An 11,778-nucleotide genomic window follows, 5' to 3' on the forward strand; every position below is an offset into this window, starting at 1 on the left:
TGCTGGAGTGCGTGCTGAAGGTTAATCTTCACACTCAGTGTGACAACTGCGAGCCTGGCTTACGAGTGCTGCTCGTGCACCTGCCTTTACCCCTTTCTAACCCTCGGGATAAGAGAAAGCTTGGGTTAAACATGGGAAGAGACAATAGAAAAGCTAAAAAGCACCGTTGATACACGTCTCCAGGGTGTTCATGGGCTACCAGAAGTATCTAGCTGAAATCTGGAAAAGGCCGATGAGCGGTGAGCACGGTAAGCTGATGAAGGAAAGGCTGATTCTCTGGAGAAAAGAGCCGAGCGTGGTAAGGGTAGAGAAGCCGACTCGAATAAACAGAGCCAGGGCCCTTGGGTATAAGGCTAAGCAGGGTTATGTCATCGTCAGGGTTCGTGTCAGAAAGGGCGGCCTTAACAGGCCCCGGCCAGATAGCGGTAGAAGGCCTAAAAGAATGGGCGTCTACGGGTACAGTCCTCACAAAAGTGCGCAGTGGATAGCTGAGGAGAGGGCAGCTAGAAAATTCCCCAACCTTGTCGTGCTAGGCTCTTACTGGGTAGGCGAGGACGGAATGTACAAGTGGTACGAGGTCGTTATGGCGGACCCCAACCACCCTGTGGTGAAGTCGGACCTCGAGAGAAGGTGGATCTCCGGCTTTAAAACGCGGAAGGATTACAGAGTTACCCGTGAGAAGCTCCTCAGGATTCTGGAGAAGGCTAAGCTAGAAGAGCAGGCTGGCGAGGAGACCAATAGCCAATGAGTAGATCGCGACTCGCAGTCTCCATTGAGTTTTCGTGTTCTGTTCACGCGACTGAAGAAGAAGAACGCGTTCTTCGGGCTTTAATTAATTTGCTACCGGAAGAGCTAAGGAGTGTCAGCGACCTTCCCATGACGAAGCATGTGACGCATGGCTTCTACGGTAACCCTATTCTGCTCATCAGAGTGATTTACGGTGAGCAGGAGGCTGATAAAATCGCTCTACACATTTTTTCGTCAATGCCGAGTAAGGACACGCAGAGTGTTCTTCAGGACTTTCAATCGCGCTTCGCTAAGGGTAGGCTTTACCTGCGCTTCGACAAGCAGGAAGCCTACCGTGGTTCCATTAAACTCAGTAGCGGGGATGAAGTCATAAAATGTGTGATAAAGTTAAAGCCGAACATTCGGAGAAGCGAAGACTTGGAGAGGGTTCTGAAGGAGCAGGGAGTACGGTTATGAGCTCGCGTAAGAGGAGATACCACGATGTATTTTGTGGCAGGATCGAAACCCCCTCCAGAGAAGTTCTTGAAAACCTTTACATGCATGCGAAAGAGGTTGGTTACTACGCCTGTATTCCCAGCTTTTGCATCACACCAAAATTGGATACAAAAACCCTCCAGGATGCCGTGGTAAAGTTACGCTCCATGATAGATGACCTGCAAAGCGTGGGGTACCAAGTATACCTCCGTTGCCACTTCACCGGTTTAGGGCAGGTAGAGATGAAGAAAGCGCTTCCTCGTATCAGAGGTTACTGCGACCTAGTATCGGTTGAAGCTATATCGAGAGAGATTGCTGCATTTTCCAGTAGGGATCGTAGGGTAGATATCGTCACAATGCAACCCCTAATATCACCGAAGCTGTATAAAGGAGACATCGAGTACATCCTGAGATACGGAAAATTCGTAGAAGTGATAGCATCATCTCTCTTAGCGGAGGACGCCCAAGTTCTCGCCAAAAACATCTCGTCAATTAGAAGTCTACTGAGCAATTTCTCTCGAAAAAAAGTCCCAGTGCTTATTTCGAGCGGCGATAAGGGGTTAAAGGATCCGCGCTCCCTCATAGCCTTCGCCGAGCTCGTCCTGAACTTGGACGGCATGTTCGTGGCTACCTCTATTTCAAAGATGATTGAGCAGCGTTTAAACGAGAACGTTGAGAAAAGACTGGGGATTCGACCGGTGGAAGGTTTGAGGGTAGAGGGTAAAGCAGGGTGAGGGAAAACAAGTACAGGTACCTTGTTGTAAGAAGCAGAAACGTTAGAGCCTCGACCAGGGAGGTGGAAGAACGCGTGAAAAATTACGTTCTTCTCCTATTTGGGGTTAGCGGTCTCTCACGGACGCTTCCAAAAGTCGTGTACGCGACAGGCAATGGTGTTTTCGTTCTACGGGTCAAGCGTGAGGGCGTAAAGCTTCTCCGAGCAACGCTCTTGCTTGACGCTGAGTGTTCGTTTATCGTCGTTAAGACAACCGGTACATCTAGGAAAGCTATGAGGATAGCCGTGAGCATCCCGCCGGTAAAACAATAATAGTTAAGCTGGGATTTTTGAGGCGTGAAGCCTCGAACAGACCTGGTGGTGGTCTCCGGAAGCGGTTGTACCAGGCTTGCAATGGAGCTCTCTAGACACCTTGCGGCTACGTTTAAGCCTCTGGTCACGAGAGAGTTTCCGGACGGAGAGCTCTACGTGCGCGTGCCGCAGGAAGTCCGCGGAAAGAGGGTAGCACTAGCCATATGCTCGGGCCGAAGGCCCAACGATGCACTCATTGAGGCGGTACTCGCCGTGAAAACCCTTACGAGGGTCGGTGCCCGCGAGGTGATTCTGATAATGCCGTACTTCCCGTACGCTAGACAGGATCAGGAGTTCAGTCCTGGGGAAGCTGTGAGCCTGAGCATTGTCGCAGAGCTCTTGGAGGTGCTGGGCATCTCCGCGTTGGTAACTGTCGACATGCACCTGCACAGGGTTAAGAGCATTGGAGAGGTATTCAGGATTAAAGCCATTAACGTGTCAGGCATGGGGGAGCTAGCACGCTATGTGAGCAAAAACTACGGTGAAGGGTTTACTGTTGTAGCTCCTGATGAGGAAGCGCGTCAGTGGGCCGAGATTTTCTCGAAGGAGATCGGTGCCGATTACCTTGTGTTGGAGAAGGAAAGAAAAGGGGATGAGGATGTAAGAATAAGGGGCGAGGTAAGCAACGTAAAGAAGGCAGTGATAGTGGATGATATCATTAGTACCGGCACTACTGTAGCGGCCGCAGCCCTAACTTTAAGGGAATACGGCGTTGAAGAAATAATCGCCGCATGCACCCATGGGCTCTTCGTTGCGGGAGCCGAGGCTAAGATCGTGTCGGCTGGAGTTAAAGACATAGTAGCAACAGATAGCGTGGTAAATCAGTTCGCCAGGGTAAGTGTCGCGGTGCCGATTGCCAATGCATTGGTTGATATAACTGCGTAACAAGTGGCCAATACCGGAAGGTTTTATTCGCGGCATGCGACATTCTTTACTAGAGAGGGCTCACATGCTGGAGTGGGAGAGAGTTGTTGAGGACATAAGAACGGGGAGAATACACAGCTCGACGGAGGTAGTTTTTTACGCGATGGACAAAATGCTGGAGGCTCTCACACTCGAGAAGAGACTCGATAGATTCGCTGAGCTGGCGCTGCGCATTGTGAGAGCACGACCAACTTCTGCCCTTCTCGCTAACAGCATACGTGAGCTCGCTAAAACTGTACTCGAGTACAGTGGTGAGTCTCCGGAATCCGTTCACGAAAAAGCGTCGTCGAAGGTTGCGGAAATCAAGGAGAGGATCAAGGCAACCGTCGAGGAGGCCTCCTCCATAGCTGAGAAACGTCTAGAGGATGGCGACACCGTTCTGACCGCCTCGTACAGCGTGTTCGTGAAAAAAACTATCGAGAAAGCGATCAAAGGCGGGAAGGAGATCAGGGTGATTGTGACCGAGTCGAGGCCTGGTAGCGAGGGAGTTAGGCTCGCGGCAGAGCTTGCTGATATTGGCTGCGACGTGACACTCATTGTCGACTCCGCAGTGCGCTATGTTATGAAGAACGTGGATAAGGTTCTGCTGAGCTCTGAGAGCGTGACGGCCAACGGTGCTAATGTCAACAAGGTCGGCTCCAGCCAGATAGCACTGGCTGCCCACGAGGCGCGCGTCAGGGTCTTCGTCGTCACATCAACTTTAAAATTCAGCCCAGAGACCCTCGTTGGAGGGCTCGTCGAGATCCCTGAGGCAGACACCACCGAGATCAAAAACTACTTGGCACAGAGAGGGATCGAGGGCGTAAAGGTAAGGGCTCCGCTATTCGACGTAACACCGCCGGAATACATTGACGCGATAATAACGGAGAAGGGCCTCGTAGCCCCGTCGTTCGTGATAATGACTGTCCGTGACCTATACGGATGGCCGCCCAAACCGACCCCTCTGGAAAACCTTCTCACCGCGCTGTCCAAGGTAGGGACCTATGGCGGTTGATGGGATACCCGAAGAAGTTGAGCACATAGCCAGCGACATCAGGGACATGAGGGTGAGGGGCGCTGGCAGAATCGCTAGAGCTGGTGCGCTAGCCCTGCGGATATCGGCTGAGAAGTACTCCGGGGACTCTCTGGAAGACTTCAAGAGGTACATGAAGTCCGTAGCCGACTATATCGTTAGAACGAGGCCTACAGCCGTCTCGCTCCCCAACGCTGTCAGCTACGTTATTTCACCGTTATTTAGATTAAACGTCGCGCAAAGCGTTGAAGAGGCCAAAAAAGTAGTAGTAGAGCGGGCTAATAGCTTCATTGCTTACTCCGAAAGAGCTGTAGAGGCGATAGCGGAAATAGGAAGTAGGCTGTTGCACGACGGCGAGGTTGTGTTGACTCACTGCAATAGCCAGGCAGTTGTGTCGATAATAAGCGAGGCCTTTAGGCAGGGTAAGAGGGTTAAAGTTATAGCAACGGAAACTCGGCCGCTTTTCCAAGGCTACATAACAGCTAAGATGCTAGCAGATAAAGGCGTGGAGGTTACAATTATCCCCGACTCGGCTGTTAGGAGTATCATAAAGGATGTGGACAAAGTGATTGTTGGCGCTGATACGGTGACCGCTAACGGCGCGGTTGTAAACAAAATAGGAACGAGCCTGATAGCTCTTATAGCGCGCGAAAGAGGAGCAGACTTCTACGTGGCAACAGAGACTTACAAGTTTAGTCCTTACACTGTGTGGGGTGAGCCCGTAGTCATAGAGGAGAGATCGCCCGCTGAGGTGCTACCTGGAACCCTCCTGGCCGAAAACCCGAGGCTCAAGGTGCTCAACCCCTCGTTCGACGTAACTCCCTCCTCGCTGGTGACCGCGATAATCACCGAAATAGGTGTAATACCTCCACAGGCCTCGTTCCTCGTTTTAGAGGAGATGTATAGCAGGGAGGCTGTTCACGATACCGTTCGTGGCATCGAGGAGGATGTATGATTGACTTTTGTTGTGTTGGCGTGAGTTATCAGCTAAATCCTGGAATACAACATGTTGAGCAAAACGATATTTCGTATTACGCGCCGTGAAGCTCTGTATTCTTAGAGATCTAATAGAGTCGAGAGGTAGCTTTTTCGAGCAATCTTATGGGCAAAAAACTTTTTTACCCTATGAGATTACGTTTTATGACTAGTTTCGGAACCTTAAAATTACGCAAAATCACCTGGAGCGAGCTCTTCTACGATACCTTAGAGTTGGCTAAGAAAATAGCTTTCGCCGGCTTTTATCCAGAGCTCCTAGTACTCGTTGCCAGAGGAGGTTTAGTCGTAGGCAGATTACTGTCCGACTTCCTGTCGATACGCAGGATCGCCAACGTTTCTGTACGGCTCTACGAAGGCATTGGAACTGCAGCGAAAGAGCCAATCTTGGAAGGCTCCATAAATAGTGATGAGGTACGAGGCAAACCGGTCCTCGTGGTTGACGATATTGTTGACAGCGGGACTACCCTAAGTTTCGTTTTAAAATACATCTCTGCACATAATCCAGGAGAGGTTAGAAGCGCCGCTCTCTACGTAAAGCCTTGGGCGAAAACACGGCCTGACTTTTTCGTGCGCGTGATAGAAGAGTGGGCGGTATTCCCCTACGAAATCCGAGAAACACTTGAAAGCATACCCAACGAGTACCAGTCGCTCTTAGGCCTTGATTCAAAGGTGATAGAGGACATTAAAAACATCGTCGAGAACTCGAAGCGATAAACAGCACACCTATTGGGAGCGCGCCTCAAATGACCGCTTTCCCAAGCTCGAACCTTGCTACACAACGCGTGGCAAGAACGCTTTCCTCCAGTGCTGACCCCAAAAGCTCCGCCCCTTAACCAGGCTGGGATTATACGTGATGGATTAAGCATGCGAGGAACCTCTGGACGTGGAACGGCGCAACGTTTTAAAGGGCCGCAGCGGGATCTAGACTGGGAAAGAGCGCATATTAAGCAGAACGGTGGCTGAAGTGGACTTTGCAACGATCTTCACAAAACTCATCAATGAGATGTTAAACGCCGACCTAGAAATTTTGGAACAGGACTTCTACGAGAAAGTTGTAGAGTACTTACGCAGAGAGAGTGCTGTCGAGCATACGGTTAAAATCGCTCTTTCAACCTTAAGGGCTCTTTTCCTCATCAGACTAATTAAGGAGATCAGCCTCATCTATCGAGGGAGTTTCCAGCAGAATGTTAATTCACTTCCGCGTCTTGAGAGAGAGGTGCTTGAGAAAGTTATCTCGGCTTTAGAGACCTTCAACGCTAATCCTCAGGTGTATCAAAGAACAGAGGAGAAGGAGAGGGTCTCGGTCGCTGGCAGAAGTGCAGGGAGCACCCAAGCGAGAAAGAGGGAAGAAAAGACTCTAGTGTTCTTCCTACAACCTTATCCTAAGATTGTCGACCACGACTTAAGCCTAGGGCCATTCGGCAAAGGGGACGTCGCTTACCTGCCTAAAAGGCTAGCTAAGGAGCTGGTAGCCTCAGGATACGCGGAGGAGATCCCCGGCGAGTTGAAAGGGTAATATTTATCAGGATATACTTGGTACCAGTACCGTGGCCTCAGAAGATAGCTTTCCAGCATATGAAGAGCTACTTGAACGGGCATACAAGCTGTTACCAAGGCGGAGACCGAAGAGTTCTGGCGAAAGGTTCACTTTACCGAGGTTTGAGGTAACCATCTCCGGCAAGAGGGTCTACATAACGAATTTTAAGAACGTTGCAGAGCTTCTGAACAGAGAACCTCAGGTTCTATTACGCTATATCCTTAAGGAAACGGCCCTCCCAGGGTACTACGAGGAGGGTGTTGCCGTTATTCAAGGCGAAACATCGCCACAGCTCCTAAATAAGCTCCTTGAAAGGTTCTTTAATGACTATGTGAAGTGCCCGGTCTGTGGGAGCCCGGATACTCTGCTCGTCAAGGAAAAGAAACTTATGTCGATCAAATGCATGGCTTGTGGAGCCATTTCGCCTGTAAAACCATTCTAGCAGCCTATACCTCCTTTTGTTCCCCACAGTCCTCCTTAATCTTACTCTCCCTCCCCTGTCTTTGGGTATCTCGAGGTTGGTATCGCCTAGCAAGCCTCACGTCCGCGGTTATCGGGGTTGCTGGAGAGCGCCGCTAAACACGGAGGCAAACCGCGAGCTGGGGTTTCTCTCTAGCCAGCTACTCTGCCCACGGCGTGCCTCTTGGAGGCTGCACCGACTTGCCGTTTTCTCAAACGGCTCCCGGATCCCTTTCTCTTCGAGAATAGTCTTAACACGGGGGAGTGCTGGAACCAAGTTGTGCTCGAAATTTTCCGCCTCAACCTTGATCGGGCAAGGAGAAGTGCGAGTCAAGGGTTTCGAATATCTTTTCGATGTTCTGCTTATTCTCAGCCGATACGTGTATGAAATCAGCGGAAGCGAAGACTCTCTCAAGTTTCTCGATGTGCTCTTTGGTAGCGATGTCTATCTTGTTGGCAATTTTAACAATCTTTATACCAGGAAAGTTGAGGGATAGCTGGTCGTAAACTGTTTTTTGAAACTCAAGTGGAAAACCACAGGACTCGGTCGGGTCGACCACGAAGAATATTAAGGATGCGATATGCCTAATAGCAAGTACCGCCTGCCTCTCGACTTTATTCTTCTCTTCGAGTGGTGTATCCAAAAGCCCGGGAGTATCCACTAGCTGTATCTTTAAGCCTTTGCGTTCGAGGACACCTACTATAAGCTCTCTGGTCGTAAAAGGGTAGGGACTCACCTTGGGCTTGGCTCTCGTTAGCGCCCGTAGCAGGGTGGATTTGCCGACGTTCGGGGCTCCGGCGATCACTACGGTAGGAAGCTTAACGTCGAGCTCTGGCAGCGTCAGAAAAGCTTGCTGTGCTAGCTTAATTTCTTTTAAGCACTTATCGAGTGTCTCCAGAACCGAGAGTGTTCTTCCGAAAAAACTTCTGCGCGCCAGTAATACCTCCTTTGAGCTCTCCGACGATTTAACTCTTCTTGCCTCCTCTCGAAAAATTTTAAGCAGAATTTTCCGCGAGGAGTTTAACCTGGAGAGGCATACTTTATAGTCATTTACATTAACGCTAAGGAGTAATAATTCGCGAAAAAGAGGATGAAGGTCTTCGATAAAGGGGCACGTCTCGACGACTCTTCCGAGATACGCATCCAGGAACCTGTGAGCTCTCTCAATGCACCTCAGGCTGTCTTTTTTTATCTCCTCTAGTTTTTTCCTAGTCCGAGCAGGTGGAGGGCGTCGTTTACACTCTTTAACCGCTCTATCGAAGAGGAAATGAGGATCTGGGTTGACTAGTACCATCCTTTTCTTTAAATGTTCTATATCCACTGTTGTCACAGCGTGCTTATAGCTTCTGGGCAACGACGAAGGCATGCGCCTCGTCGTATGGTTCGAGGTGTAAAGATTCCTTAACTTTGTAGCCGCGGCGTTCTAGCTCATCCATTTCCCTTTTGTAGGTCTCAGACGGTGCTTTTGTTACGTCGATGCTCATCGCTTTTATTGCCATCATGATCCACCCACCCTTTTTTAGAAACATGTCAGCGTTGTCTGCAACGTACTTGCTTTGGAAGGGTTGAGCTATGTCGGCGTAAATAACGTCTACTGCCTCAACGAAGTGTGCATACTTCGATGGGAACCTGGCGTCTGCTAGGAGTGGTATCACGTTGCTCCTGTGGGCGGCGACTTTCTCGACGAACTCTCTCATCACTCTAGGAGCAAACTCTACTCCGTATAGAACACCTGATGGCCCAATAATGTCCGAAACGTGGCTTGGAGTGGTGCCTGATGCCACCCCTAAGTATAGCACCTTGGTACCTGGTTTAATGGGGTTCGTCTTTAGACCTTTGTATATTGCTCCAGCAAGCTTGCTTCTATAGGGGTTCCAGATCCTGTACTCCTTACCTCCAATGTTAACAAGTTGCTCCCCGTAGACCTTGATTCCAGGCGCTAGGTTAATCGTAGCAAGCTTGCTGCTCCCGTCCTCAAAGTCTACCACGTAGACTCCGGGAAACTCCTCATGCTCTCTAACTTTCAGCGCTCTGATCATCTTCTACCACCCTTATGGTGTTTACCACCCTTTCTAGCTTTAGTGGTTTTTTCAGGTTTAGCTGGGGGTTTGGCGTATAGCGTTTTTATCTCTTCAACCCTTTTCTCAAGATCTTCCCTGAGCTCGTCAGCGCGGTACTCGCCGGAAAATGCATCTATGCGTGCTGCTATAGCTAGTTTGGCGGCTAAGGCTCGAGCGATTTTCCCCCTTTGCCACTTCGGGGATTTATGGATCAAGGGGTGCTGGAAAATTACGCCGTGCTTAGGCGGCTTTGCACCGTACCTTAGTGCCCTGAAAAGCGCCTTTTCAGCCCCAAGAACCTGGATTGTGCTGGCAGGCAGCTTGGCAAGCTTATCCAAGCCACCAGCTAGTGAAATGAGCCTCGCTCCCAGCAACGAGCCTACAAGTCCCCTGATGTTCGGTGCGACTTCATACATTGCCTCGTCGATGTACCTCTCAAGGCTACGTCTAACCGCATAGAGTCTGAGACCTGTGTCCGATATAAGGCGGATCGCCTCGAGGTCAAACTCCGTGAGGTCTGCTCCCATGCTGGACTTAGCTGCGCTCGCTATCTTCTCAGCTAGGTCCTCCTTCAATCCAATTTCGAGTAGCTTCTCCTTAGTTATCTTGTCTCTGAATCCTATGTTGCTGACGATTCTGAAATAGTCTTCATGCTCATCTACAAGCTCATCTAGCTCTGGGAAGTGCAGGCTGTACCACTCTCGAACCCTAGAGGCGAACAGATTGATTGTCTTGTTTACATCATCCAGCGCGTTGATCGCTTGGGCGACGAACAGGTCCCGCTTTTCGGCAACTTCCTTAACCTTTAACCGAGTTAGCTGAAGCGTCAACTCGTGGAGCAAACCGTAATATTTTTGTGCACTCACTCCGAGAGACGTCTCGATGAGGTTTGCTATGTTTTCCCTAGCTTTTAGCATTACCTCGTTTCCAGCTGCAGGTACTATCTTAACATCTTTTAGCTTAGATGAGATGAACCTCCCCAGATCGCTGTCCTCAACGACCAGCTCGTCTCCGGGTTCAACGCTTCTTGCAATAGACTCCAGGATCTCTTCTGGTAATTTTCCCTGTTCCATGTCGTAGAGGAGCTCAAGATATCTTTCTCGGGAGATATCATCTCTGTACAGCTTGTAGAACGTTTTAGCCCCTCCCTCCTCATCGAGCAAATATACAGCAAAGGGGTTTAGCAACAAGTATGCTTTAGCCATGGTGCCACTCTGGAGATTAACGATGGCATAATATAAATAATTCTCCCCACTTTGAGGCGAAATCGATTTAGGTGCGTAACTCCCTGTCTTCTGAGAGTTTCTATGAGGCCTATAGGCAAGGTGAGGCTGTTTACGCGGAACAAAAACCTCTTGGTAGAGGCCAAAGAAGTTCCGGCACCTGGGGAAAAGGTTTACGATGAGAAAATGGCGGTAGTAGGCTATGTCTATGATGTAATAGGGCCTGTTAACTCGCCGTTTGTTCTGGTCAAAGTAGATGAGAGCCGATGGAAGCCGGAAGCCTTTATTGGGAAGGTTCTCTACTGGAAGGGAAATCCAAGACACGCGGGCAAGAAGAGAGCCGGGGAGGGCCGTGGCAGGAAATAGATGCCCGAACTGCGGTACAACAACTCCTCCCATGTTTAACCCGGAAACTGGTGAGTACGTTTGCCCTGTTTGTGGCTATATTTACGGTCCTGTCGCGGAGCCGCTAAAGCCTCGGTCCCAGGAAGAGTACTTGAGGAAGGTTCACAGTGAAAGGATGCCCAAGAACCCGGACACAACTCCAAGGGCTATAAGCATCAAACACTTATTAGGGAGCCGAGAACTATCCCGTGAATCCAGCAAGAACAGAGAGTACTCTTCTTACCTTTCACAAGTCCAAAGAGAGTTCAACATCCCAGGTTACGTCACGACAGAAGTTGAGCGACTGTTCGAAGAAATAAGGAAAGCTGGTGGTCTGAAAGGCAGAAGCCACAAGCTCATCATCGCAACTCTACTTTTTTATGTCCTGAAGAGATACCCAAACGTCGCCTTGACGCAGGATCAGCTAGAGAGAATAGCTGGTGCAGATGTCAGAAAGGTTTACCGAACATACCGTGTACTCGTTAAAGAAGGCTACATTCAACCCGCCAAGACCAGGGCCGTGCGCAAACCAAGCGAGCACCTGCCATCCATCTTAAGCCGGTTGAGAATTGAAAGTCAACGTAGTGGTAAAAGAGAGAATCTTCTCAGCGATATACCGATGCATGTTTTGGCGAAAACGGCTGATAGCCTAGCAGAGATACTTCAAGGGGTTAAGCCATCAGGGGTTGCCGGTGCAACGGTTTATCTTTTTATTAAAATGCTGGGATTCAAGCTTAGCCAAGATATCGTCGCAAAATCGGCCAATGTTTCTACACTCACTATCAGGAGGGTCTTGAAACAGATTACTGAAGAGACCGAGTTAACTGTAGGTATATGAGGTCCAGATAACTAAGTAAACATTTTTAAGGACATAACT

15 protein-coding genes are annotated in these 11,778 nt (G+C 49.7%); 12 read left to right on the forward strand and 3 right to left on the reverse strand.

The genetic code is table 11. The annotated features are described in order from the left end of the window. Positions 1–190 precede the first annotated feature (190 nt). From ACNO7C_RS03575 to ACNO7C_RS03620, 10 genes are all read left to right on the forward strand, one after another. On the forward strand, positions 191–748 hold the full coding sequence (locus tag ACNO7C_RS03575; protein WP_460025610.1) for a 50S ribosomal protein L15e: 558 nt from the start codon (positions 191–193) through the stop codon (positions 746–748). Continuing rightward, a complete protein-coding gene (locus ACNO7C_RS03580; RefSeq protein WP_460025611.1) occupies positions 745–1,203 on the forward strand; it encodes an RNA-binding domain-containing protein in 459 nt (152 codons plus the stop codon). The genes ACNO7C_RS03575 and ACNO7C_RS03580 overlap by 4 nt, the downstream gene beginning before the upstream one ends. Continuing rightward, complete coding sequence (locus tag ACNO7C_RS03585; RefSeq protein WP_460025612.1) at positions 1,200–1,955, forward strand: PHP domain-containing protein; 756 nt, start codon at positions 1,200–1,202, stop codon at positions 1,953–1,955. The genes ACNO7C_RS03580 and ACNO7C_RS03585 overlap by 4 nt, the downstream gene beginning before the upstream one ends. Then, positions 1,952–2,266 carry an Rpp14/Pop5 family protein gene (locus tag ACNO7C_RS03590; RefSeq protein ID WP_460025613.1) on the forward strand — a complete coding sequence of 105 codons (315 nt, stop codon included), beginning with the start codon at positions 1,952–1,954 and terminating at the stop codon, positions 2,264–2,266. The genes ACNO7C_RS03585 and ACNO7C_RS03590 overlap by 4 nt, the downstream gene beginning before the upstream one ends. Before the next feature lie 24 nt (positions 2,267–2,290). Next, complete coding sequence (locus ACNO7C_RS03595) at positions 2,291–3,190, forward strand: ribose-phosphate diphosphokinase (protein ID WP_460025614.1); 900 nt, start codon at positions 2,291–2,293, stop codon at positions 3,188–3,190. A gap of 64 nt (positions 3,191–3,254) precedes the next feature. Then, the gene (locus ACNO7C_RS03600) at positions 3,255–4,223 is read left to right on the forward strand and encodes a translation initiation factor eIF-2B (RefSeq protein ID WP_460025615.1); all 969 of its coding nucleotides are present in this window, start codon (positions 3,255–3,257) and stop codon (positions 4,221–4,223) included. Beyond that, a complete protein-coding gene (locus ACNO7C_RS03605; RefSeq protein ID WP_460025616.1) occupies positions 4,213–5,196 on the forward strand; it encodes a ribose 1,5-bisphosphate isomerase in 984 nt (327 codons plus the stop codon). The genes ACNO7C_RS03600 and ACNO7C_RS03605 overlap by 11 nt, the downstream gene beginning before the upstream one ends. Positions 5,197–5,381: 185 nt before the next feature. Continuing rightward, positions 5,382–5,951, forward strand: coding sequence for a phosphoribosyltransferase (locus ACNO7C_RS03610; RefSeq protein ID WP_460025617.1), 570 nt, complete (start codon positions 5,382–5,384; stop codon positions 5,949–5,951). A 241-nt stretch (positions 5,952–6,192) separates the two neighbouring features. After that, on the forward strand, positions 6,193–6,753 hold the full coding sequence (locus ACNO7C_RS03615) for a DNA replication complex subunit Gins51 (protein ID WP_318538088.1): 561 nt from the start codon (positions 6,193–6,195) through the stop codon (positions 6,751–6,753). A gap of 31 nt (positions 6,754–6,784) precedes the next feature. Then, positions 6,785–7,216 (forward strand): translation initiation factor IF-2 subunit beta, encoded by a 432-nt coding sequence (locus ACNO7C_RS03620; RefSeq protein WP_318538087.1) that lies wholly within the window; start codon positions 6,785–6,787, stop codon positions 7,214–7,216. Between the two features lie 316 nt (positions 7,217–7,532). Here the strand turns inward: ACNO7C_RS03620 and ACNO7C_RS03625 are convergent, their stop codons facing one another. From ACNO7C_RS03625 to ACNO7C_RS03635, 3 genes are read right to left on the reverse strand one after another with little or no spacing between them, the layout of a single operon-like run. After that, positions 7,533–8,600, reverse strand: coding sequence for an NOG1 family protein (locus ACNO7C_RS03625; RefSeq protein WP_460025618.1), 1,068 nt, complete (start codon positions 8,598–8,600; stop codon positions 7,533–7,535). Further along, positions 8,572–9,273: a fibrillarin-like rRNA/tRNA 2'-O-methyltransferase gene (locus ACNO7C_RS03630; RefSeq protein WP_460025619.1), complete on the reverse strand. Its 702-nt coding sequence runs from the start codon at positions 9,271–9,273 to the stop codon at positions 8,572–8,574. Before ACNO7C_RS03630 ends, ACNO7C_RS03625 begins: the two co-directional genes overlap by 29 nt. Continuing rightward, positions 9,270–10,499, reverse strand: a complete 1,230-nt coding sequence (locus ACNO7C_RS03635; protein ID WP_460025620.1) for a C/D box methylation guide ribonucleoprotein complex aNOP56 subunit — start codon at positions 10,497–10,499, stop codon at positions 9,270–9,272. Before ACNO7C_RS03635 ends, ACNO7C_RS03630 begins: the two co-directional genes overlap by 4 nt. A gap of 102 nt (positions 10,500–10,601) precedes the next feature. On the opposite strand from ACNO7C_RS03635, the gene ACNO7C_RS03640 reads away from it, so the two are divergent. Both ACNO7C_RS03640 and ACNO7C_RS03645 read left to right on the forward strand, forming a co-directional pair. Next, positions 10,602–10,883 (forward strand): H/ACA ribonucleoprotein complex subunit GAR1, encoded by a 282-nt coding sequence (locus tag ACNO7C_RS03640; protein ID WP_460025621.1) that lies wholly within the window; start codon positions 10,602–10,604, stop codon positions 10,881–10,883. Beyond that, positions 10,870–11,739, forward strand: coding sequence for a transcription initiation factor IIB family protein (locus ACNO7C_RS03645; RefSeq protein ID WP_460025622.1), 870 nt, complete (start codon positions 10,870–10,872; stop codon positions 11,737–11,739). Before ACNO7C_RS03640 ends, ACNO7C_RS03645 begins: the two co-directional genes overlap by 14 nt. Positions 11,740–11,778 lie beyond the last annotated feature (39 nt).

It is taken from the genome of Infirmifilum tikiterense (assembly GCF_054696565.1).